Below are 23,218 nucleotides of genomic sequence, written 5' to 3' on the forward strand. Positions count from 1 at the left end.
ATCTATGAAAAGACGTCAGGAAAGCTTTGCGGAAAACTCACTTATCGCAAAAATATTTGAATATATATTCGTTTTAGTTGGATCAGCGTTCGTCGCCATTTCCTTTAATGTCTTATTGCTTCCGAATCGGATTGCATCGGGTGGTGTGAGCGGTATTAGTACGATTTTATATGATGTACTTGGCTGGGAACCAGCGTATGTGCAATGGGCTTTAAATATTCCGTTGTTCATCGCGGGTGTTCTTTTGCTTGGTAGGCAATTTGGGGTAAAAACACTGGTTGGAACAGTGTTCCTGCCATTTGTTGTGTTTCTGACAAAGGACTGGGCCCCTTGGACAACGGACCCGCTTCTTGCGGCAATTTTCGGCGGTGCTATGGTCGGCCTGGGGATTGGTATCGTATTTAGGGGGAGAGCATCGACTGGCGGAACGGATCTTGCAGCGCAAATTATCCATAAATATAGTGGATTGTCACTCGGGACTTGTGTAGCCCTCATTGACGGACTTATAGTGTTGTCGGCAGCACTTGTTTTTAATATCGAGAGCGGGTTGTATGCACTTTTGAGTTTGGTTGCTACTAGTAAAACGATTGATCTTGTTCAAGTGGGGCTAAGTTTGTCAAAAATGGCAATGATTATTACAAATAATGAAGATGAAGTTCGACAAGCCATCTTGAAAAAAATGGACCGAGGTGTGACAAAATTAGTTGCACATGGTGGATATACCGACAATGAACGACCGATTTTGATGTGTGTCTTTAATCACACAGAGTTCACAAAGTTGAAACAATTAGTCAGAAGCATTGACCCGACTGCGTTTGTCATCGTTATGGAGGCATCAGAGGTTTTAGGAGAGGGTTTCAAAAGGACATAAAATTGTTATAATATCTGTGAGATGTATCATTGACTTTCAAGGGGGATTTAGGGAATGAAGAAGAAGTTATTAGGCCTATTAATCGGAACTTCAATCGTACTTGCTGCCTGTGGCGGTGGCGGAGACGATACAAAGGATACTGCGAGCAGCAAGCCAGATCCTGAAAAGTTGTTCCAACAAAAATGCTCTAGCTGTCATGGAGCTGACTTGAAAGGTGGCGGCGGTGGAGCCTTCCCAGATTTAACTCAAGTTGGATCAAGACTATCTAAAGACGAAATTGAAACGGTTATTGTAAATGGCCGTAACGCAATGCCAAAAGGCCAGTTAACTGGCGACGATGCTAAAGCAGTAGCTGGATGGTTAGCTGAGAAAAAATAATTACATAAAACGTCTTGGGCATTATGTCCGGGGCGTTTTTTCATTGCCGTATAACTGTAGGAAGTTTGTAGGAATTTTTTTAAGAACTAACAGTGTGGATTATTGGCGAATTTTGTCGACTAAACTATAATAAAATTGGTTATATATTGGAAAAACCCGTTGAATCTAAGCTAAGACAAAAGCACTATTTGCAACAAATTATTCCTGAAATAACATTTATGATACGAAACTGTAATATTTTTTTTCATCAATATGACAAATGATAATGTTATAATTAGTTGTGTTGTCGGACTTAGTATTATTTTGCTGTAATATGTTTAAATACGTTGGTGTTTGGATTTTGAAAAAAATAAAAATTTTGTCGAATAGGCTTTTTTATATAGAAAGAGAAAAGAAGGCTCCTATGACATACTTAGACTAAGGTGATATAAATGATTGAAATGCAGGATGTATACAAAAAGTACCCGAACGGTGTAACGGCCGTTAATGGGATTAGTGTGCAAATTAAGCAAGGTGAATTTGTTTATGTCGTTGGTCCAAGTGGTGCAGGGAAATCTACATTTATTAAGATGATGTACCGTGAGGAAAGACCAACAAAAGGCGACATTATGATTAATGGTGTAAACCTCTCAAGAATCAAAAATAGCAAAGTCCCGCTATTGCGTCGAAATATTGGCGTCGTTTTCCAAGACTTTAAGCTTTTGCAGGGTTTAACAGTGTATGAAAATGTTGCCTTCGCGCTGGAGGTTATTGAGGAACAACCGAAGTACATTAAGAAGCAGGTTATGGAAACGTTGGATTTAGTTGGCTTAAGGCATAAATCAAGAATGCTACCGTCTGAGCTTTCAGGTGGGGAGCAGCAGCGTGTTTCGATTGCAAGGTCTATCGTCAACGCACCAAAGGTTGTCATTGCTGACGAACCAACAGGTAACCTTGACCCCGATACATCTTGGGAGATAATGAACCTCTTTGAGGAAATTAATACACGGGGCACAACCATTGTCATGGCAACGCATAACCGTGAAATTGTGAATACGATTAAGAAACGTGTTATTGCCATTGAATCAGGTAAAATTGTCCGTGATGAACAGAAGGGTGAATATGGCTATGAAAATTAGGACAATTCGCCGTCATGTAAGAGAAAGCTTAAGGAGTATAGCTCGTAACGGCTGGATGACCTTTGCTTCAGTTGGTGCTGTCACGGTTACACTCTTACTTGTCGGTGTATTTTTCGTGATTATGATGAACCTCAACAATGTTGCAACATCCATTGAAGAGGATGTTGAAATTCGTGTCCACATTGATGTGGCAGCTAATAAAGAAGATCAACAAGTCTTGAGGACACAAATAGAACAAATTCCTGAGGTCAAAAGTGTAAAGTTCTCCTCAAAAGAAGATGAGCTACAGGGTATTATCAAAAGTCTTGGAGAAGAAGGAGAAGCCTTTAAGCTGTTTGAACAGGATAATCCCTTAAACGATGTTTATATCGTAAAAACGAAAAATCCAGTTGATACAATGAAAACGGCAAAAAAAATCGAAAAGCTTGAATTTGCTGCCAAGGTTAAATATGGACAAGGCGAGGTTGAAAAGCTGTTTGGTTTTACCAAGATTAGTCGAAATGTTGGCTTAGCATTAATTGCCGGCTTGTTATTTACAGCGATCTTTTTAATTTCAAATACAATCAAAATTACCATTGTGGCTCGCAGGCGTGAAATTGAAATCATGAGACTTGTTGGTGCAACCAATGCCTTTATCCGTTGGCCATTCTTCATTGAAGGGCTATGGTTAGGTATTCTTGGGTCAATTTTGCCAATTATTGTTGTTGGAACGGGATATTTCTACGTTTATGACTATTTAAAACCGAAGTTGGAAGACAACTTCATCCAACTACTGGAATTTTCACCATTTATTTTCCAAGTGTCAGGTTTACTTCTGTTAATGGGCGCGTTAATTGGTGTATGGGGAAGCTTAATGTCTGTCCGTAAGTTCCTAAAAGTGTAGTTTTGGTTTAGAGGAGAACCAACCATTTAATTGTTGATTAGCATTAATTCGTGTTGATTGTGTATTACATCACGCAATGAAATTTATAAAAAGGAAGCTTAGCGGATTCCAGTTCAGGTTATTCGCTAAGTTTCCTTTCCGTGTTTGCGTGATGTTACTTTTACATAGAGAGAGAAAAAGGGGGAATCGGAGCTTGAAACGCACAGTGTATACAGTATCAATCGCAACAGCATTACTTCTTGGAACCGTCATACCAGGGATCACAGCAGACACTGCATCTGCCTCTAAGTTAACCGATTTACAAAAGCAAAAAGCTCAAATTAATCAACAGAAGTCAGGTGTCAATTCAGAGTTAACCGAAACCAGCGAAGAAATGAATACAGTTAAAGATGAAAAAGAATCTTTAACAGCAGAGATGAAACGAATTGATTTAGCAATTGGTGACACCAATCTTAAAATGAATGAAAAGTCGCAGGAAATTGAAGTAAAAAAGGGTGAAATTCAGCAGCTTCAAACAGAGGTTCAACAAATTTCAGACCGAATCAATAAGCGCACTGAATTATTAAAAGATCGTGCCCGTTCGTTCCAAGAAAATGGCGGACGCGTCACATATATAGATGTGTTAGTTGGGGCGCAAACCTTCGGTGATTTTATTGATCGTGTTGGTGCACTAGCAACGATTTTAGAGGCTGACCAGGGTATATTGCGTCAGCAAAAGCAGGATAAGCAGCTTTTAGAAGCAAAGCAAAAGCAAGTTGAAACTGATTTAGCTTCCCTTGAAAAGATGTATCAAGATTTAGAAGCAATGAATCGCCAATTTGCAGAGCAAAAGTCTGAAAAAGACCAAGTCATGGCTGCATTAGTGGAAAAAGAGGGGAAAATTAACGAAGAAATGATGGCGTTGGAGGAACAGGCATCCATCTTAGCAGCTCAGCAAGCAGCGATTCAAAAGGCGATTAAGCTTGAGGAGCAACGCTTGGCTGACGAGGCGGCAAAAGCTACACAACCACCGCAAGGGAATAATGGCGGTGGCAGTACTGGTGGAGCAGGCGGTGGTTCTGCACCAACAGTATCGAACGGTTATTGGACAAGACCTGCAGTTGGGCGAGTTTCGTCCGGATTTGGATATCGTGAAGGTGAAAACCACAAAGGAGTTGATATCGCTAATTCGGTGTCGGTTCCTATTGTAGCTGCAGCAGATGGTATTGTTCTTAAATCCTATTATTCTTCTAGTTACGGAAACTGTATTTTTATTACTCATTATTATAACGGTCAACTCTATACAACTGTTTATGCACACATGAGCAGCCGTGTCGCTGGTACTGATGCAACAGTACGAAAAGGTGATGTTATCGGTTATATGGGTAATACTGGTCAGTCCTACGGGCAGCATCTTCACTTTGAACTGCATGTCGGTGAGTGGAATTCGGCTAAATCAAACGCAGTTAACCCATTAAGCTATATTCCAATGTAACATAAATTATTATCTCCAAGAGGAGGTGCGATGATACGCACCTCCTCTTTTTTACGTTAAAGCGATGGGGGACAGTCCCCCATCGCGTTAGTGCGCTATAGCGTGGTCATAACTTGTCCTCTGTGTTCATATATTTGTATGGACATGGACATCGCACTATTCGTGTGGTGTTTTTTTGAAATCACGATACGAAGTCGGCTACGAAGGCGACTTTTTCTAAAGTGAATAGGAGGATGAGGATGAGCCGAAAGTGGACAGCTCTAATATTAGCAGGGTCGCTATTAACAGGAGCGGGTGGGACTTATGCTGGCATGTCTTGGTGGGAGAGTAGGCAAAACCCGAACAATGCCACTGAAACGAGTAAACAGGGACAAGCGGGCAATTCATCGGAGGAAAGTGCAAGCGAGTTGCAGAAGGTTTCGCAAGCCTATGATCTAATCAAGAATCGCTATGTTGAAAAAGTGGAGGAGGACACTCTTGTCGAAGGGGCTATTCAGGGGATGCTCTCAAAGCTTGAGGACCCATATTCTGTCTATATGAATGAGGAAACGGCTAAGCAGTTCAATCAAACACTCGAATCATCGTTTGAAGGAATCGGTGCTGAGGTCTCAAGTGTTGATGGAAAAATTGTCATCGTCTCCCCGTTCAAAGGTTCTCCAGCTGAAAAGGCTGGCCTAAAGCCAAACGATCAAATCCTCAAGGTTGATAACGAAAGTGTTATTGGTTTGGACCTTTATGAAGCAACGCTTAAAATTCGTGGCGAGAAGGGCACGAAGGTAAAGTTGGAAATTCAACGTGATGGTTTAAGTAAGCCGCTTAAGGTGGAAATTAAGCGTGATGAAATTCCGCTTGAGACAGTCCACGGAGAAATAAAGGAGCAAAATGGCAAACAGGTTGGCTACATTGAAATCACGACCTTCTCAGAAAATACGGCAGATGATTTCAAGAAGAAACTTAAAGCATTTGAAAAAGAAGGCATCGACGGTCTTATCCTTGATGTTCGTGGTAACCCCGGAGGCCTGTTGGTCAGTGTCGAGCAGATCCTTCGTGAGCTGGTAACTGATAAAAAGCCATATGTGCAAATTGAACAGCGTAACGGAGAGAAGCTTCGTTATTTTTCCGAGCTAAAAAAGAAGAAGAAATATGACATCGCTATTTTGATTAATAAGGGCAGCGCCTCCGCGTCGGAGATTCTTGCAGGTGCCTTAAATGAAGCTGAAGGATATGCCTTAATTGGTGAAACGACGTTTGGGAAAGGAACAGTGCAACAGGCAGTTCCAATGGGTGATGGCAGTAATATTAAGCTGACTCTTTTTAAATGGTTGACACCAGATGGCAATTGGATTCATAAAAAGGGTATTGCGCCAACTGTTGAGGTTAGTCAGCCTGCGATGTATCGGACCCAGCCGCTCAACCTAGAAGAGCCGTTAAAACTCGATATGAACGATGAGCAGGTCCAACATGCTCAAGAAATTTTGAAGGGGCTCGGTTTTTCACCAGGTCGGACAGATGGCTATTTTAGCGAAAAAACCGAGACAGCCGTAAAAGCCTTTCAACAGGTCAAAGACTTAAAGCCAACTGGAATCATTGACGAGAAGACAGCATCCAATTTAGTAGAAGCTATCCGTGCCGAGCTGCGCAAGGAGAAAAACGATTTACAACTGAAAACGGCACTAAAGTATGTAAGTAAATAATGTCGTATTTTGAGATAAATAAATTGTTGAAAAATTCAAACTATTATTTTATGATGAGATTAACAAACCGATGACAGCAAATTCCTTGCTGCATGCCCGGATTGATTTTTCTAAAATTGAAAGATGAAAACTTGACATTGTTCACTTGATCTTCTGGCACGAGAAGACAAGCCATGAATAAGAGTCAGTAAGCCTAGCAATGTGAAGTCAGCATTGTTGGATTTACTGACTCTTTTTTACTTAAAAAGTAGTTTGAGATATGTGGTAAGTTGAATCAATTAACAGAAAATTATGAAAAAATTACAATTTTAGGAGGATTTTTAATGATGAATTTTGAATTAACAGAAGAACAACAAAGTGTGCAAAAAATGGTGCGAAGATTCGTAGATAAGGAAATCATCCCTTATATTCAGGAATGGGATCGCAACCATGAATTTCAACCAAGCATCATGAGGAAATTAGCCGAATTACAACTTATGGGCGTTTGTATCCCGGAAGAGTACGGCGGAGCAGGTATGGATTATAATACACTTGCCATTGTATGTGCTGAGCTGGAACGAGGGGATACGGCTTATCGAACAGCGGTTTCTGTACATACCGGTCTTAACAGCATGACGTTATTGCAATGGGGAACAGAAGCGCAGAAACAAAAATACTTAGTACCGCAGGCGAAGGGTGAACAAATTGGCGCTTTTGGATTAACAGAGCCGAATGCCGGAAGTGATGTGGCAGCAATGAACTCGTCGGCGCGCCGCGAGGGAGATTACTATATCTTAAACGGATCAAAAACTTGGATTTCACTTTGTGATTATGCTGATAACTTCATTATTTTTGCAAAAACAGACCACGACCTCGCTCACAAGGGGATTACAGCATTCATCGTTGAGCGTACCTTCCCTGGCGTTGAAACAAAAGCCATCAAAGGGAAATTAGGAATTCGTGCCGGTAACACAGGTGAGGTATTCCTAACAGATGTAAAAGTTCCAGTTACGAACAGACTTGGTGAAGAAGGCGAAGGCTTTAAGATTGCCATGGCAGCATTAGATAATGGTCGTTTTACCGTAGCTGCTGGAGCGGTTGGCTTAATCGAAGCTAGTTTAGAAGCAAGTTTGAAATATTGCCATGAGCGCAAGACCTTTGGCAAAGAAATTGGCCGTCATCAATTGGTTCAACAAATGATCGCCAAAATGAGTTCGAATCTTGAGATTTCTAAATTGCTTGTTTATAAAGCGGGCTCACTGAAAAATCAAGGCAAACGCAATACACAAGAAACATCACTTGCGAAATGGATTTCATGTAACGCAGCCTTCGATGCAGCCAATGATGCGGTCCAAATTCATGGAGCTTACGGTTATTCTGACGAATATCCAGTTGAACGCTTCCTGCGCAATTCCAAAGCACCGGTCATTTATGAAGGAACAAGAGAAATTCACACGATTATGCAAGCTGAATATGCGCTGGGCTATCGAGACGACAAACCACTGCGTAAAATGCTGCCAGCATGGCCATTTGAGCAGATTTCAGTACCCAAATAATATTAAAGTGAGCCACTACCAAAATCGGTAGTGGTTCCATCCATTTTTATAGAAAAGGAGAATTTTAATGATGAATACATACTTAATTGCGGGGCACGCCAAGCTTCCTCAAGGAATGGCGGCGCGAAATGTCTATGAATCAATCACCATTACATTGGAGCTTGATCACAAGTATGGGGTTATCGTCGATGCGTCCTGTACTTTGGCAACGGAACATGCCCGTGAATACATACGCCAGCTGCTGAGAGGCTATTGCTTAAGTGATGGAATTGAGGAGCTTTTGAAACAGGTCCAAAAATATTACCGTGGCAAAGCGAGCCAAGCCATTCAAGCGGCAATAAAGGATGTTTATTCCCAGTTTGAATTGGTTACGACAAAATAAACTTTGATTAGGGAGGCTTCCGAGCGATGAGCTACACTATTACCGAGTTGCATACCGGACAAACTGCCCGACTGCAAAGAACCTTTACTGAAGAAGATGTGCATATTTGCAACGAGCTAACAAAGGATTTTAATCCAATCTATAGTCACAATGAAGATTGCTGGAAAAATTTCTATAATAAACCGATTGTCCCGGGATTGTTGGCAGAAGGTTTGATTACTCAGGTAGTCACTGACAAGCTACCTGCCTGTGCCTGTATTTTGCTGCAAAAGGAATTGATCTACTATCATCCGGTCCATGTTGGCGACGTCATTACAGCAGAATTGTCTATCATCGATATTAATTTGGAAAGAAATTGGGTAACGCAAAAAGTCACCTGTTTTAACCAAGCTGGCAATGAAGTGATTAAAGGACAACTGGTCCTATCTATGCTTCCAAAGCGGTGATGAGTGTGGGAAAGCCGTCGGTACAATATGAGGATTGGGGCTCATTCGAGGTCGACGCCAGCGGTCGACTAATCGATGCAAGCCCGGATTTTTGTGAAAATTTTTCAGTGAATAAGCAAGATTGTCTTGGCCTGTCGCTTTCCGAAATCATCCAAGGCTCCTACACGAGGCGCCGAAAAAAGGTCCTGTTTGGAGTCATTTTTGGTTTTTCTTGTTTAATCAGGGTGACGAAAGCAAATCTAAATCAGCGTTATACCGTAATCGTTCGCCAGGAGGATATCGATCATTATGAAATGATTTCATTTATGAACTCGATGGAGTCGTCGAAGAAGAAGGTTGTTGCAAAGCCCAACCGCTACAGCTTTTCAGAAATTATCGGGACAAGCCCGGCTGTGGCTAAAATAAAGGATTTAGCGGCGCGCATCGCCATCAGTAATTCTACCGTGCTGCTAACAGGTGAAAGCGGTACAGGCAAGGAATTATTCGCCCAGGCGATTCATAGCTTAAGCACCCGTAAAAACAATCCATTTATTGCAGTCAATTGTGCAGCTATTCCTGAGGAATTATTTGAATCAGAAGTATTTGGCTATGAAGCGGGTGCCTTCAGTGGTGCGAAAAAAGAGGGAAAGCCAGGAAAAATTGAGCTCGCGCAATACGGTACACTGTTTCTGGATGAAATATCAGAGCTACCATATCAAGCTCAGGGCAAACTGTTGCGTGTTCTTCAGGAGCGAGAAATCGAACGACTTGGAGGCACATCGAGCAAAACCGTCGATATCAGAATTATCGCGGCGACAAACCGAGACCTTAGAACGCTAGTTGCGGAAGGTAAATTCAGACAAGATTTATTTTATCGGCTTTATGTGTTTGATTTAACGATTCCGTCGTTGCGGGAACGTCGCGAGGATATTCTTAAGTTAGCTCATTATTTTATTGATTATTTTAATGAACTGCTCGGTGTTGAGGTGAAAAGCATCGATCCAAAACTTGCGGAATGGCTGCTCAGCTATGATTGGCCAGGGAATGTCCGTGAATTAAAGGCCTATATCGAGCGGGGCATGAATATCGTTGATGGTGATACGCTGCTGATGGACACGCTGCACTTTACTTCATTTGAAGCTGGATCTCAGCAAAGCAAGGAAAATAATAGTGGCGCAAAACCGCTACAGAGCCTGGAGGAAGAAGTGCGAAGTGCGGAAATAAATGCGATTCAACGTGCGCTCAAACAAGCGGGTGAGGATCGAACCGAGGCTGCGCAATTGTTAAAAATACATATCGCCAGCCTCTATCGCAAAATTGCTAAATACAATTTGAAATAATGTATAAGGGTTATCTGATAAGTGAGCATGTGCTCCTTTTTGGATAGCCCTTTTTGTGTTTTTGGGGGATTAAAGGGAATTTTCTGTTGCCAAAAGCTTGGTCCTCGTGGGCACTAATGGGGTGGATAAGTGCCCTAAGTTTGGGACTCCCCATAAAAATAGGGCACTAATGGGGTGGATAAGTGCCCTAATTTAGTGTCCCTCCATAAAAATAGGGCACTAACAGGATGGATAAGCACCCTAGTTTTCAGCCCACCACGAAAAAAGTGCACTAATCAGAAAAGAGGCATTCTTGCAGCCCGAAGCTATCGCCACTTTGCAAAATTGATTCGCAGCTCTGCGAATTTTTTGCAAGTTTGCGAGAATGAGAGCCTACTGAGCGCTCGTTAAGCGGCATTTTCAAGTTGGCACGCATCTTGCAATAGTAAATAAGCGAAGGGAGGAATGGCGATGTTAAATTTTTCTTTTACTGAAGAACAGGATTATTTTCGGAGGATGTTAAAGGAATTTGCGAAGGAGGAGCTCCTTCCCAATTATACAAAATGGGACCGGGAAGGGATTACTCCAAGGCATTTGTGGAGAAAGCTTGGCGAATTGGGTGTCAGCGGTCTCAGGATTCCAGTTGAATACGGTGGGAGCGGCGCCGATTGTGTGACGACGGGCGTAGCAGCCGAGGAAATTGGACGCGGAGATTTCAACCTCACATATGCTGTCATGCTGAATGGGTTGATTGGTGAAATCATCAGTCAGCACGCGCGTGAGGAGCTGAAACAGCAATGGCTTCCACAAATCGCAAGTGGTGAAAAAATCGTCGGAATCGCCATTACTGAACCATCTGCAGGGACAGATGCAGGAGGAATTAAGACAACAGCAGTACATAAGGGCGATGTGTACGTGCTCAATGGTGAGAAGTCCGGTATTAGTGTTGCAACGGTCGGAGATGCTTTTATCATTTTTGCAAAAACGAATCCTGAGCTAGGTAATCGCGGCATAAGTGCCTTCATCGTTCCGGCTGATTTACCTGGGGTTGAATGCAAGGGATATGAGGATATGGGCAATATCCCGATCAGCCGTGGTTCGATTTATTTAAATGATGTTGAGGTACCGGAAGTGAACATGATTGGCCTTGAAAATAAAGGCTTTGCTCAAGTCATGAATGGTTTCGACCTCAGCCGCTTATTAATCGGGCTGCAATGTGTCGGGGCTGCAATGCAAAGTATCGATGAAACGATTGAGCACGTAAAAATGCGACATTCGTTTGGCAGACCACTTGCAACCTATCAAGGCGTGCAATTCCCACTAGTAACGCACTACACACAGCTGGAAATGATTAAATGGCAAGCATATCGAGGCTTATGGCTCCGTGATCAAGGTTTACCACACACCAAGGAGTCTGCTTCAGTGAAATGGTTGGGTCCAAAATACAGTCAGGAGGCAATCCACGAATGCTTGTTGTTTAACGGACACTATGCCTACACGAAGGAAATGCCTCATGAGCAGCGCCTTCGCGATGTTATCGGACTCGAAATCGGTGACGGAACAGCCCAAGCCAACATGATGGTCATCGCTAAAGACATCATCGGTAAAGAATATCGCTCTTATTAATTTTTATTTTTATAAAAATCATAATAAACGGAGGTCAAAAAAATGGAATTAACTGATGTCAAAACAGAATTAAAAGACGTTCTTTATGAAAAAGTAAACGGAATTGCCAAAATCACCATCAACCGCCCGCAGGTGTACAATGCGTTTCGCGGCCGCACAATCAAGGAACTAATTTGGTCCTTCCGCGATGCCTGGGATGATAACAAAATCGGCGTCGTCATTTTTACAGGAGCCGGAGAAAAGGCATTCTGCACTGGCGGTGACCAAAAGGAGAAAGGAGATGAAGGTGGCTACGACTATAACGGCGGTTTAGGAGGTGGTATTGGACTAGAAATTGAAACATTGCACCAAACGATTCGCAATATTCCAAAGCCGGTCATTGCTGCAGTAAATGGTTACGCAATTGGCGGTGGGCACGTCCTCCATGTGCTTTGCGACTTAACGATTGCAGCAGACACTGCGAAATTTGGCCAAAGTGGTCCGAAGGTAGGCAGCTATGACGCAGGCTATGGTTCAGCCTATCTGGCGAGAATCGTTGGGGAAAAGAAAGCTAGAGAAATTTGGTATCTTTGCGAGCAATACACAGCACAAGAAGGAAAGGAAATGGGTCTCATCAACAAAGTTGTTCCAGGTGCTGAGCTTCAGCAAGCGGCAGAGGAATGGGCAGAAAAAATCCTGCAAAAGAGTCCGACAGCACTTAAATTTCTTAAGTACTCATTTAATGCAGATAGCGCTAATATTCAGGGGATTTCCCAGCTTTCGATGGGCAGCTTAGCATTATTTTACAACACTGATGAATCGCATGAGGGCATGAACGCGTTCTTAGAAAAGAGACCGGTAGATTTCAAGAAGTTTAGAAAGTAAAAATAGGAGGCTGATAATTAGTGAAGCTGGATACGATTTTGAGTCAAGAATATGTGGAGAAATATCAATCTATTTGGCCAAATCGAACCATCCTAGATTACTTAAATGATGCGATTGCAAAAAATCCTGACAAAGTTGCGATCATCGATAAAAGGAGTCGCTATACATACCGCGAGCTCGGTAATTTGGTCGATCGTGTCGCACTGGGTCTCTTAGAACAGGGCTTGGGCAAAGGAGATGTCATCTCGTTTCAACTGCCAAATTGGAATGAATTTGTGATTCTTCATTATGCGGTAACGAGAATAGGAGCGATCAGCAATCCGCTGATTCCGATTTATCGCGACCGTGAAATCGGCTATATGGTTAGCACGGCTGAATCAAAAATGATGGTCATCCCTGATGAATTTCGCGGCTTTCATTATCCCAACATGATTAGACGACTAAACCATCAGTGGCCAACACTTGAGCATGTTTATGTTGTCGGAGATAAAGTTCCGAGTGGAATGAAGGCGTTCGCATCGCTAATTGATGAGCCTTGGGAAGAACGCAGAGATAAAGCAATATTAGATGAAATCACGCATGATCCAAACGATGTGACGGAAATTATTTTTACCTCAGGAACAACTGGTCATCCGAAGGGCGTCATGCACACCCATAATACGCTTTGTGTTTCAACAAATTACTGGATTGACAGGCTACGCTTAACCGATGAAGATGTCATGTTCATGGCCTCGACGTTTGCCCATCAAACAGGGTTTGGCTATGGGGTTCGCCTCCCAACTCACTATGCCGGAACTGCGGTGTACCAGGATATTTGGAATCCGCATGAATTTATCGAGTTGATCGAAAAAGAAGGAATTACCTTCACCGCTGGAGCTACACCGTTTTTGCAAGATACTGTTCGTCTCGAAAGCATTGAGGATCGCAACATTGATTCATTACGAGCTTTTGTGGCGCTTGGGGCCCCGATTCCACGTACGCTTGTGAAAGAAGCGGCCGAAAAGGTCTCCTTCAAAATTTTATCAGGCTGGGGCCAAACCGAAAATGGCTTGGTTACGTTAACAAAGCTTGAAGATGCTGAGGAAAAATTAACAAGTACGGACGGCGTTCCATTTCCTGGAATGGAAGTAAAGGTGGTTGATTTTAACGGTGAGCGCTGTGCCCCGAATCTCGAAGGTGATCTGCTCGCAAGGGGGCCTGCTCAATTCGTTGGCTACTTGAAGCGGATTGATGACACGCTCGACGAGCACCGGGGTGGTTGGTTTGTCACCGGTGACCGTGCCGTGATGGATGAGGATGGCTATATTCGCATTTCCGGCCGCAATAAAGACATCATCATCCGCGGAGGTGAAAACATCCCGGTTGCCTATATAGAAAATGTCCTTTATGAGCATCCAGATATTTCGGTCGTTCAGGTCATTGCGGTTCCGGATCCGCGCCTTCAGGAAAAAGCATGTGCCGTTGTCAGCATGAAGCATGGAAATACACCCATCACAATAAAAGCGCTGCAGTATTTTTTAACGGAAAAAGGGGTAGCCAAGCAATATTGGCCAGAGCACCTAGAAGTTGTTGACGATTTCCCAAGAACCCCAAGTGGAAAAATTCAAAAGTATCGTCTTCGCGAAATGATGAATCAGCTTATTACTGAGCAAAAATAAATACTTACTGGAGGGATAAAAATGACTCAACGTGTTGCATTTGTTACAGGGGCAGGCCGCGGAATTGGCCGAGAGATTGCGAGAAAACTAGCTTCAAAATCGATGAAAATTGTTGTCACAGATGTCAATATCAATAATGCCCAGGAAACGGTATCGATTTTAGAAGAGAGTGGTGCTGAAGCGGTTGCTGTTTATTGTGACGTCACGAAACTTGAAAGCGTCCATGAGGCAGTTGCCACAGCGATTAGACAGTTTGGGAAAATTGATATTCTCGTCAATAATGCCGGTTGGGATAAAATTGAGCCATTTTTGAAAAGTGAACCAAGCACGTGGAAAACAATCGTCGACATCAATTTAATGGGTCAAATTCATACGTGCAAAGAGGTTCTGCCTCATATGATTGACAACGGTTATGGCAAGGTCATCAATATTGCCTCTGATTCCGGCCGGGTTGGTTCCAGCGGTGAAGCTGTTTATTCAGCTGCCAAGGGTGGTGTCATTGCCTTCACGAAAACACTTGCTCGTGAAATGGCGCGCCATAAATTAAACATCAACTGCATTTCGCCTGGGCCAGCCGATACGCCACTATTCCAAGAAATTGGTTCCTACAACGAAGGCATCGCAGCTGCGCTTGAAAAGGCAATTCCATTCCGACGCTTAGCCCAACCAAGCGATATCGCCAATGCGGTTGCGTTCCTGGCGTCAGACGAAGCTGAGTACATCACCGGCCAAACGTTATCCGTTAATGGCGGCTTGGCGATGGTGTAAGAGTACCAAAAATATTAAAGAATACTAGATTGGGAGGGCAACTTAGCATTATCTACTTCCCCTCCCAATCTCCATAAGGAGGTTCAAACTAACATGAAACCCGTATATATCATTGATACCGTCAGAACAGCGATAGGAAAAATGGGTGGCGCCCTTAAGGAGATTCAACCTGATTTCCTCGCCGCTAAAGTGATTAAAGAAATCGTCGAACGTACTGGAATCGAGAAATCAGCCATCGACGAAGTCATTTTAGGACAAACAAAACAAAGCTCCGATGCATCAAACATTGGCCGCTTAGCTGCCTTGCGAGCCGGACTTCCGATCGAAGTTCCAGGCTATACCGTCCAACGCCAATGTGGTTCAGCGCTTCAAGCAATCAACAATGCTGCCCAGCAAATCATCAGTGAAAACGCTGATTTCATCATTGCGGGTGGCGTGGAATCGATGAGTTTAGCACCGTTTTATATTCGTAATGCACGTTACGGACTTGGCACAGGAAATAATGTTCTCGTCGACTCAAATACGGAAAGCCAGCAACGCTCTCAACCAATCGAAGAATACGGAAACCTCACGATGGGATTGACCGCTGAAAATCTGGCGGAACAATACCGCATCACACGAAGGGAACAGGATGAGTTTTCATTAAGAAGCCAGGAATTAGCTCATCAAGCTATCTCAAGCGGTCGTTTCGAACAAGAAATCGTCCCTTACGAAATCAAGGAGCGCAAAAACATCATCAAATTCGTAACCGATGAGCATCCGCGCCTATCCACTTTAGAAAAACTCAATAGCTTAAAACCAGTTTTCAAAGAAAACGGTACGGTCACGGCTGGTAACAGTAGTGGTCGTAATGATGGGGCAGCGGCTGTCCTTGTCGCATCAGAGGAAGCAGTTCAGAAATACAATTTAACACCAAAAGTGAAAATCATTGCACAAGCCGTTTCTGGTGTCGCACCCGACATGATGGGAATCGGGCCAGTTCCATCAACAAAACTCGCGCTTAAACGAGCCGGACTTACAATCGCTGACATTGGCTTAATTGAGATAAATGAAGCTTTCGCTGCTCAATCCCTCGCAGTCATTAAAGAATTACAGCTTGATTTAGAAAAAATTAACGTCAATGGAGGTGCCATCGCTCTCGGTCATCCATTAGGAGCAACAGGAGCGATCCTCATGACCAAACTTGTTCATGAAATGGAACGTCGTGGTGAGAAATATGGATTAGTTACATTGTGCATCGGCGGCGGCCAGGGCATTACTACCATCGTTGAAAATGTCCAAATTTAATAAGGAGGTACAACGAATATGATCAAACATATCGCTGTAATTGGAAGTGGAACAATGGGACGTGGAATTGCTTACACAGCCGCACTTTCCGGATTTGCGGTTACTTTGCAGGATATTTCGCTGCAGGCGCTCGAAAAAGCAAAGCAGTATATCGTCACTCTTTTAAACAGCAGTGTTGATAAAGGTTATATCACGTCTCGGCAACGTAATCTTGTTCAGCAAAACTTAATCTATACTACAGATTTACAAGTTGCTGTTAATAAAACCGATCTCGTCATCGAAGCGATTTTAGAAATCATGGAGCTAAAAATCGAAACGTTTAAGAAAATTGAGCAATATGCTCCAGACCATGCAATTCTAGCAACGAACACTTCGACGATGAGTCCGACTGAAATCGGAGCGGCTACTAAGAAGCCTGATCAATTTATTGCAATGCATTTCTTTAACCCTGTCCATCGAATGAAATTAATTGAAATCATCCGTGGCTTGGATACATCGGATGAAACCGTCGCAACCGTCAAAGCTGTTGCCGAAAAAATGGCTAAGGAAACGGTGGAAGTCAATGAATTCCCAGGTTTTGTTACAAGTCGGATGAACTGCATCATTGGCAATGAAGCGATGAACATGCTGATGGAAGGCGTTGCTTCTGCGGAGGACATCGACAAAGCGATTAAGCTTGGCTTAAACCATCCGATGGGTCCGCTGGAAATGGCTGATTTAGTAGGCTTAGACAGCCGTCTCCGTAATATGGAATATCTTTATCATGCGCTTGGCGAGAAATATCGCCCATCACCTCTTTTAGTGAAGTATGTAAAATCAGGCCGCCTGGGCCGAAAGTCAGGTCAGGGCTTCTACAACTATAGACAGGAAGAATTAACACCAACTAAATAGAATGCGAGAAACAGGCTTTATTTTTTAAAAAAAGAAAGGGTTGTGATGGAAATGAATTTTGAATTACCGAAGGATATTCAATATTTACAGCAAGGGATTCGTGAGTTTATTGAAAATGAGGTTGAGCCACAAGCGAATGTCATTGAGGAAACTGACGAAATTCCTGAAAGCATTATGGAAAAATCAAAACAGATGGGGCTGTTTGCTCTTAGCATTCCGGAAGAATACGGTGGCCTCGGCATCGGTATGGTCGGAAAGTGTGCTGTTCTTGAAGAAGTTGGCCGCACTCATAATGGTTATACGACTGTCATTGGCGGCCACACCGGGATTGGCAGCGTCGGTATTGTTGAAATGGGGAATGAAGCGCAAAAGCAAAAATACCTGCCAAGCATGGCGAGTGGAGAAATGATTGGGGCGTTTGCCTTAACCGAGCCAAGTGCAGGTTCGCATGCGACGAATCTGAAAACAACGGCTGTACATAAAGGCGATCGTTTTATTTTAAATGGCTCCAAACACTATATCACTAACGCTGATATTGCGGGTGTATTTACGGTTATGGCTGTTACCGACCCGTCAAAAGGCGCAAAAGGCATTACATCATTTATCGTTGAAAGAGGTACACCTGGCTTTACAATCGGTAAAAAGGAAAAGAAAATGGGCCTTCACGGTTCCCACACGTCGGAGATTTTCTTTGAGGATTGCGAGGTTCCGGTTGAAAATATTTTAGGTGAGGAAGGTCAGGGCTATGTCAATGCTTTGAAAATTTTAGCAAATGGTAGGTCCGCGATGGCGGCCCGAAATCTTGGTTCTGCTGATAAACTGCTTGAGCTGTCACTTGATTTTGCCCATATGCGGATTCAATTTGATAAACCGATTTTTGAACAGCAAATTATCCAGCATTATTTGGCGGAGATGGCAATGGAAATTGAAGCGCTGCGGGCGTTAACCTACAAGGTTGCTTGGATGACGGATCAAGGCATGAATGTCATCAAGGAAGCGGCGATGGTTAAGTTGCTAGGCTCAGAGACTTATAATCGCGTCGCTGATAAGGCTGTGCAAATCCATGGTGGAATTGGTTACATATCGGAATATCCAATCGAACGCTTCTACCGTGATGCGCGCATTACAAGAATATATGAAGGCACATCAGAAATTCAGAAGAATATTATTGCCGCTCAATTGCACAAAAAATACCAATAATGGAGGAATGCTCTGATGACTTACGAAAATCTATTACTGGAAAAAGAAGGACAAATCGGTGTGATCAAAATTAATCGCCCTGAGGTACGGAATGCGTTAAATAATGAAACTGTTATCGAAATCCATGCTGCGCTAGAGGAACTTGAAAATGCTCCGGAAATTGGGGTGATTGTGTTTACTGGCGTTGGCGAAAAAGCTTTTGCAGCAGGTGCTGATATTAATCAACTGACGAATCGGAAGGCAACTGAGGTGTTCAATACTCACAGTATGTCTGCTGTTTACCGTCGCATTGAAAATTGCAAGAAGGCGACAATTGCAGCCATAAACGGGTTCGCCCTCGGTGGTGGTTCGGAGCTGGCGATGGCTTGTGATATTAGAATTGCTTCCGAAAATGCTAAGTTTGGTTTGCCGGAATTAAATTTAGCGGTGATTCCGGGAGCTGGTGGGACGCAGCGCCTCGCACGACTGATTGGCAAGGGCCGGGCGATGAATATGATTTTAACCGGTGAATTTATTTCGGCAAGTGAAGCGAAAGCGATCGGGCTAGTGTCTGACGTGGTACCGCTGGAAGACCTTTGGGAAACGACGTGCGAAAAAGCAGAGAAGATTATTGCCAAAGGACCGCTAGCTGTGCAAATCGCCAAGCTCGTTGTAAACCGTGGCTTTGATGCAGATCTCGATACCGGTTTATTAATTGAAAACCTTGCCCAAGCGGTTTTATACGGAACAAATGATAAGGTCGAAGGGACGAATGCATTTCTTGAAAAAAGACAGCCTTCTTTTTCAGGGAGGTAAGCTAGATGGACCTTCATTTGCAGGGGAAAACTTTACTCGTAACTGGTGCAGCTAAACGAATTGGTCGAGCGATTGCCTTGGCATCAGCACGTGTTGGGGCAAACATCGCCCTGCATTACCGTGGTTCTGCCGAGGAAGCCACGCAAACAGCTGCGGAGATTAAGGAGCTTGGGGTAAAAGTGTGCCTGGTCCGTGCTGATATTGCTAGTTTAGCAGAGGTAAAGGTGATGAAAGAAGTGATTGATGCCGAACTTGGCGGTGTTGATTTTATTGTCAACAATGCCGGATACGCAAAAATGAAGCCATTTTTTCAATATGAACCTGATGAATGGAAGCCAGAAGTAGATGCTTGCTTTTATGGGGTGGTGAATTTGGCGCATACGTTTGTGCCGGATATGATCACAAAACAGCTCGGGAAGTTTATTAATATAGTAGGCGATTCGGCTAGGACTGGTGACCGCCATCTCATTATTTCCGCTGCTGCGCGGAACGGTGCGATTAGCTTTTTAAAGTCACTCGCAAACGATGTTGGCAGAAGCAATATACAATGCAACACTGTGGCGCTCGGGTTAATTGATCAAGGGGAGGTGACATTTGACGAAGCTACGATTGGTAAAATTGTGAAGCAATATCCATTAAACCGATTGGGTAAACCTGATGATGTTACGAGCATGATTTTATTTTTATTATCAGATGGGGCAGATTGGATTACCGGTCAAGTATTCTCGGTCAATGGCGGACATAGTATGCTTGGATAAAAAGCGGAGGAGCTCAATTTTGGCTTCTCCTTTTAACATTACTTTACAAAGAAAACTCCAATCGACAAATTCTGAAAAACCCGTCGATAAATTTTCTAAACAGGCCATAACACCCTAATCCACAAAGGATTGTCCAAAATCTGTCGGTTTTTTCAAGAAACTAGTAATATGTTTTATGCTTGATTTTTGCTAGAATTAATAGTAATAGATTCGGAAACTAGCAGGGCAGGTGGCATGAGTGGTAAATGATTGGCTAATTGAGTTACTGTTTGGGACGGGAAAGCTATTTTTGAATCCGGTCTTTTATTTATTATTTTTACTAGCAGCATGGATGGGTGTAAGTCGAGTGAAGCGGGAGCGCCGTCATTTCCATGTCCGTGTTGAAAATGCCTACTTTGAATTGCGCCAACTTCTCCCGCAAGGGCTCATAATGGGTCTCTGTCTGTCCATATTATTTGTGATCGTTGGGGTAGCAATCCCGGTTGAAATGGTGGTACTTACGGCAATGGTTACGGTCATCGTGATGGTTTCGACTAAGGTACGATTCTTATCTCCGGCCTATACGGTAGGAATTGCAGCGATCATGTTTGCAATCCTTGATTGGCAAAATGGGAAGTTACCGTTTTTTGGTGAAATTCAACAAGAAGCGCATACATATTCAGCGATTGCTATTTCTTTAGCTTTATTGATCATAGCCGAGGGATTCCTGATTATTGGGAACGGAAAAAAGGGCACGTCACCGATGCTAATTGACGGGAAGCGAGGTGCCACGGTTGGTGCTCATGAATTAAAACGGATTTGGCTACTACCTGCGTTTATACTCATTCCAGGTGATGTGCTACAGCTTCCGTTTGACTGGTGGCCAACCTTCACTGCAGGCGGTGAGAACTACTCATTATTACTAGTACCGTTTGCGGTTGGAGTTCACCAGCAGGTGCAAGCGAAGGTGCCTTCGGTGGCTGTTCGTGGTTATGGAATGCAGGTGCTCTATCTCGGTATCATTACGGCGATCCTTGCGATTGGTAGTTATTTCCTGCCGATGGCGGCCCTTGCGGTTGTAGCCGTGTCTCTAATCGGACGTGAAGCATTAACTTGGTTGCAACGTTTTAATGAGCGAGATTTACCGTTTTATTTTGCGAAACAGAATCAAGGCATGAGAATTTTGGGAATCTTACTTGACTCACCTGCTAGTAAAATGGGGCTTAAGGTTGGTGAGGTCATAACAAAAGTAAACGGACAGACAGTAACCGATGAAAAAGCATTTTATGAAGCTCTGCAGCGGAATCGGGCTCATTGTAAGCTCGAGGTGCTAGATGTTAACGGTGAGGTTCGTTTTGTGTCAAGAGCGCTATACGAAGGTGATCATTACAAGTTAGGTATTCTTTTTGTTCAAGAAGAAAAGCGTGACGATTTCCAAGCAGCTATCGGAGATTAAGTAAATGTTGGTTGGATTGATTGTTTCAGAAATCCACTGTTTCTTTGTAAAATAAATCGCAAAATTCGACACGATTTTATGCTGAGCTGCATACATTAAACTATTCACTACCAAAGAACAATGAGAACCAAGCTTCTCGTTGTTCTTTTTTTGCAAAAAACCTCCAGATTATCAGGATCTGGAGGTTAGTGCCAATCGCTCATGTGCGAGATTCTGCTGCATTTCCTAAGTTGTTCGTGGTGCTACATCGTCGCCTCTTCTAAAGAGCGTTCTACGAATGAACGGAATCACCCAGCGGTCTAAGCCAAACCGTCCTGCATTGTAACCAGAAAATAACAGAATTGAGCCAAAGAATATATCTGATGGGTTGTGAGAAACAGTTCCAGCTAAGAAAAACGAGAAGTTCATCACCAAGGCGAAAAATGCTGCAGCTGTTGTTAAGCAACCTAGCAGTAAGCCAAGGCCAATCAAGAACTCTCCTAGTGGAACAATCGTATTAAAAATGCCAACATTAGGGAGAGCAAAATTTTCTAAAAAGCTAACGTACCATGGATAAACGACACTTCCATCCGGGCCTTTTACAGGATTTGCGACGGCATTTTTTAAAAAGCCAGAAGCATCAAAACCTCCAGTTAATTTTCCCCATCCAGCAGTTAACCAGTTATAGCCTAAATATATACGAATTACAGCTAATATAATTGAGGCAACTATGTGTTCTCGCAAAAAATTAACCATACGTTATTTCCCTTCCTTTCAATTTATAGAATTGTTTTATCATTTCTTACTATTTGATTCTGGCTTGTTTTTTATGCACACCTCTAAATATAATTTAGAGAATCGAAAATCACTATTTCACCACATCTTCTCGTAGTAACGGTGGCCAATCCTTCACACCATTGTCCTCAATAATTCCAATGGTTACATCGGCAATATCTGGATCAGTAATTAAATGATCGCGAATTCGGAATTTAATGTCATCTGCATCTGCCAAGGAAAGGCCAGGTGTGAGCTCGATATAGCTTTCGACATGATAGTAGCGCCCCTCCTGGGTAATTCTGATTTTATTAATATCAGTGACATCCTTATCACTAAAAATCATTTTGACAATTTTCTCTTCGATATCCTTTGGCGCAGCGACCCCAATTAAACCAACCATATTATCAAATCCAACGCGAAAGCCAACTCCAAACATCAGTAAGCCAATTAAAATTGTGGTTAGGCCATCAAGTGCATTAAAGTTTGTAAGCGCAGTGACGACAACAGCGACTAAGGCAAGCAGTGCACCGGAAACGGCGACTAGATCTTCATAAAACACTAATCTTGTTGCTGGGGCAGCTCTACGAACATTTTTAAAGGATCCCAAAAAAATACCGATGCCTGTAGCGCCAGATGTAGTTTCGGCATTGATTTCCTTCATCGCTTTTACTAGGATGGCGCCATCAATCGCTAAATTGACCAACAGGACGGCGATATTCAGCAAAAGTCCCCCATGAACATTAGCTGGATGCTGAATTAAGTGGAAGCCTTCTAAAATGGTTTCATAGGCCATAATCGTGACGACAATAACAGCGATCATACAAAAGAGATTGATTACTCGCCCAAATCCTGTTGGAAAGCGAGCAGTTGGTTTTTTTTCTGATAAAATACTGCCGATAAACACAAAGCCTTGATTGACAGCATCTGCTAATGAATGCATGGCGGAAGCGAACATGGCACCACTTCCACTCATTGCAGCTGCGACGCCTTTTGTAGCGGCAATTACCGTATTACCGGCCATAGCCATTGCTGATGATTTATTTCCTCGCTTAATAAGCGCAATAAGGTTATCTTGATGTGCAGTATGCTCCACGTGAGTTA

At 43.1% G+C, this 23,218-nt stretch carries 22 protein-coding genes; 20 read left to right on the top strand and 2 right to left on the bottom strand.

What is annotated here, in order from left to right; translation table 11 throughout:
* Positions 1–4 precede the first annotated feature (4 nt).
* From HHO41_RS01010 to HHO41_RS01105, 20 genes are all read left to right on the top strand, one after another.
* Positions 5–871, top strand: coding sequence for a YitT family protein (locus HHO41_RS01010; protein WP_169094957.1), 867 nt, complete (start codon positions 5–7; stop codon positions 869–871).
* A 54-nt stretch (positions 872–925) separates the two neighbouring features.
* The gene (gene cccB / locus HHO41_RS01015) at positions 926–1,249 is read left to right on the top strand and encodes a cytochrome c551 (RefSeq protein WP_169094958.1); all 324 of its coding nucleotides are present in this window, start codon (positions 926–928) and stop codon (positions 1,247–1,249) included.
* 431 nt (positions 1,250–1,680) lie between these two features.
* Positions 1,681–2,367 (top strand): cell division ATP-binding protein FtsE, encoded by a 687-nt coding sequence (gene ftsE, locus HHO41_RS01020; protein ID WP_169094959.1) that lies wholly within the window; start codon positions 1,681–1,683, stop codon positions 2,365–2,367.
* Positions 2,357–3,250, top strand: coding sequence for a permease-like cell division protein FtsX (gene ftsX, locus HHO41_RS01025; RefSeq protein WP_169095238.1), 894 nt, complete (start codon positions 2,357–2,359; stop codon positions 3,248–3,250). Before ftsE ends, ftsX begins: the two co-directional genes overlap by 11 nt.
* A 193-nt stretch (positions 3,251–3,443) precedes the next feature.
* Positions 3,444–4,724, top strand: coding sequence for a murein hydrolase activator EnvC family protein (locus HHO41_RS01030; protein ID WP_169094960.1), 1,281 nt, complete (start codon positions 3,444–3,446; stop codon positions 4,722–4,724).
* A 239-nt stretch (positions 4,725–4,963) separates the two neighbouring features.
* On the top strand, positions 4,964–6,418 hold the full coding sequence (locus tag HHO41_RS01035; protein ID WP_169094961.1) for a S41 family peptidase: 1,455 nt from the start codon (positions 4,964–4,966) through the stop codon (positions 6,416–6,418).
* 326 nt (positions 6,419–6,744) lie between these two features.
* Positions 6,745–7,953 carry an acyl-CoA dehydrogenase family protein gene (locus HHO41_RS01040; protein ID WP_169095239.1) on the top strand — a complete coding sequence of 403 codons (1,209 nt, stop codon included), beginning with the start codon at positions 6,745–6,747 and terminating at the stop codon, positions 7,951–7,953.
* A gap of 70 nt (positions 7,954–8,023) precedes the next feature.
* Positions 8,024–8,335, top strand: coding sequence for a DUF3870 domain-containing protein (locus tag HHO41_RS01045; protein ID WP_169095240.1), 312 nt, complete (start codon positions 8,024–8,026; stop codon positions 8,333–8,335).
* 26 nt (positions 8,336–8,361) lie between these two features.
* Positions 8,362–8,781, top strand: a complete 420-nt coding sequence (locus tag HHO41_RS01050; RefSeq protein WP_169094962.1) for a hotdog family protein — start codon at positions 8,362–8,364, stop codon at positions 8,779–8,781.
* Positions 8,782–8,786: 5 nt separating this feature from the next.
* Entirely contained in the window at positions 8,787–10,100 is a 1,314-nt protein-coding gene (locus HHO41_RS01055; RefSeq protein ID WP_169094963.1) for a sigma 54-interacting transcriptional regulator, read from the top strand.
* A gap of 450 nt (positions 10,101–10,550) precedes the next feature.
* Positions 10,551–11,705 carry an acyl-CoA dehydrogenase family protein gene (locus tag HHO41_RS01060; protein ID WP_169094964.1) on the top strand — a complete coding sequence of 385 codons (1,155 nt, stop codon included), beginning with the start codon at positions 10,551–10,553 and terminating at the stop codon, positions 11,703–11,705.
* 42 nt (positions 11,706–11,747) lie between these two features.
* Complete coding sequence (gene menB / locus HHO41_RS01065; RefSeq protein ID WP_169094965.1) at positions 11,748–12,569, top strand: 1,4-dihydroxy-2-naphthoyl-CoA synthase; 822 nt, start codon at positions 11,748–11,750, stop codon at positions 12,567–12,569.
* A 20-nt stretch (positions 12,570–12,589) separates the two neighbouring features.
* Complete coding sequence (locus HHO41_RS01070; protein ID WP_169094966.1) at positions 12,590–14,227, top strand: AMP-binding protein; 1,638 nt, start codon at positions 12,590–12,592, stop codon at positions 14,225–14,227.
* A 21-nt stretch (positions 14,228–14,248) separates the two neighbouring features.
* Entirely contained in the window at positions 14,249–14,995 is a 747-nt protein-coding gene (locus HHO41_RS01075; RefSeq protein WP_169094967.1) for an SDR family NAD(P)-dependent oxidoreductase, read from the top strand.
* Positions 14,996–15,088: 93 nt separating this feature from the next.
* Complete coding sequence (locus HHO41_RS01080; protein WP_169094968.1) at positions 15,089–16,282, top strand: thiolase family protein; 1,194 nt, start codon at positions 15,089–15,091, stop codon at positions 16,280–16,282.
* 21 nt (positions 16,283–16,303) lie between these two features.
* A complete protein-coding gene (locus HHO41_RS01085) occupies positions 16,304–17,173 on the top strand; it encodes a 3-hydroxyacyl-CoA dehydrogenase (protein ID WP_169095241.1) in 870 nt (289 codons plus the stop codon).
* 51 nt (positions 17,174–17,224) lie between these two features.
* On the top strand, positions 17,225–18,373 hold the full coding sequence (locus HHO41_RS01090; RefSeq protein WP_169094969.1) for an acyl-CoA dehydrogenase family protein: 1,149 nt from the start codon (positions 17,225–17,227) through the stop codon (positions 18,371–18,373).
* Between the two features lie 15 nt (positions 18,374–18,388).
* Positions 18,389–19,168, top strand: a complete 780-nt coding sequence (locus HHO41_RS01095; RefSeq protein ID WP_169094970.1) for an enoyl-CoA hydratase/isomerase family protein — start codon at positions 18,389–18,391, stop codon at positions 19,166–19,168.
* Between the two features lie 5 nt (positions 19,169–19,173).
* Positions 19,174–19,926, top strand: a complete 753-nt coding sequence (locus HHO41_RS01100; RefSeq protein WP_169094971.1) for an SDR family NAD(P)-dependent oxidoreductase — start codon at positions 19,174–19,176, stop codon at positions 19,924–19,926.
* 238 nt (positions 19,927–20,164) lie between these two features.
* The gene (locus tag HHO41_RS01105) at positions 20,165–21,361 is read left to right on the top strand and encodes a PDZ domain-containing protein (RefSeq protein ID WP_169094972.1); all 1,197 of its coding nucleotides are present in this window, start codon (positions 20,165–20,167) and stop codon (positions 21,359–21,361) included.
* Between the two features lie 225 nt (positions 21,362–21,586).
* Here the strand turns inward: HHO41_RS01105 and HHO41_RS01110 are convergent, their stop codons facing one another.
* Positions 21,587–22,096 (bottom strand): DoxX family membrane protein, encoded by a 510-nt coding sequence (locus HHO41_RS01110; protein WP_169094973.1) that lies wholly within the window; start codon positions 22,094–22,096, stop codon positions 21,587–21,589.
* A gap of 112 nt (positions 22,097–22,208) precedes the next feature.
* Positions 22,209–23,144, bottom strand: a complete 936-nt coding sequence (locus HHO41_RS01115) for a cation diffusion facilitator family transporter (protein ID WP_169095242.1) — start codon at positions 23,142–23,144, stop codon at positions 22,209–22,211.
* Between the last annotated feature and the right edge of the window lie 74 nt (positions 23,145–23,218).

This window comes from Bacillus sp. DNRA2, from assembly GCF_012843265.1.
Classification (GTDB): Bacteria; Bacillota; Bacilli; order Bacillales; family Cytobacillaceae; genus Bacillus_BU.

Excerpts from the sequence above, each read along its gene's own strand:
- HHO41_RS01090 (WP_169094969.1), top strand. The coding sequence starts at position 17,225 with ATGAATTTTGAATTACCGAAGGATATTCAATATTTACAGCAAGGGATT.
- HHO41_RS01110 (WP_169094973.1), bottom strand. The coding sequence starts at position 22,096 with ATGGTTAATTTTTTGCGAGAACACATAGTTGCCTCAATTATATTAGCT.
- HHO41_RS01035 (WP_169094961.1), top strand. The coding sequence starts at position 4,964 with ATGAGCCGAAAGTGGACAGCTCTAATATTAGCAGGGTCGCTATTAACA.
- cccB (WP_169094958.1), top strand. The coding sequence starts at position 926 with ATGAAGAAGAAGTTATTAGGCCTATTAATCGGAACTTCAATCGTACTT.
- ftsE (WP_169094959.1), top strand. The coding sequence starts at position 1,681 with ATGATTGAAATGCAGGATGTATACAAAAAGTACCCGAACGGTGTAACG.
- HHO41_RS01050 (WP_169094962.1), top strand. The coding sequence starts at position 8,362 with ATGAGCTACACTATTACCGAGTTGCATACCGGACAAACTGCCCGACTG.
- HHO41_RS01040 (WP_169095239.1), top strand. The coding sequence starts at position 6,745 with ATGAATTTTGAATTAACAGAAGAACAACAAAGTGTGCAAAAAATGGTG.
- menB (WP_169094965.1), top strand. The coding sequence starts at position 11,748 with ATGGAATTAACTGATGTCAAAACAGAATTAAAAGACGTTCTTTATGAA.
- HHO41_RS01100 (WP_169094971.1), top strand. The coding sequence starts at position 19,174 with ATGGACCTTCATTTGCAGGGGAAAACTTTACTCGTAACTGGTGCAGCT.
- HHO41_RS01045 (WP_169095240.1), top strand. The coding sequence starts at position 8,024 with ATGAATACATACTTAATTGCGGGGCACGCCAAGCTTCCTCAAGGAATG.
- ftsX (WP_169095238.1), top strand. The coding sequence starts at position 2,357 with ATGAAAATTAGGACAATTCGCCGTCATGTAAGAGAAAGCTTAAGGAGT.
- HHO41_RS01060 (WP_169094964.1), top strand. The coding sequence starts at position 10,551 with ATGTTAAATTTTTCTTTTACTGAAGAACAGGATTATTTTCGGAGGATG.
- HHO41_RS01080 (WP_169094968.1), top strand. The coding sequence starts at position 15,089 with ATGAAACCCGTATATATCATTGATACCGTCAGAACAGCGATAGGAAAA.
- HHO41_RS01115 (WP_169095242.1), bottom strand. The coding sequence starts at position 23,144 with ATGGCTATGGCCGGTAATACGGTAATTGCCGCTACAAAAGGCGTCGCA.
- HHO41_RS01010 (WP_169094957.1), top strand. The coding sequence starts at position 5 with ATGAAAAGACGTCAGGAAAGCTTTGCGGAAAACTCACTTATCGCAAAA.
- HHO41_RS01075 (WP_169094967.1), top strand. The coding sequence starts at position 14,249 with ATGACTCAACGTGTTGCATTTGTTACAGGGGCAGGCCGCGGAATTGGC.
- HHO41_RS01095 (WP_169094970.1), top strand. The coding sequence starts at position 18,389 with ATGACTTACGAAAATCTATTACTGGAAAAAGAAGGACAAATCGGTGTG.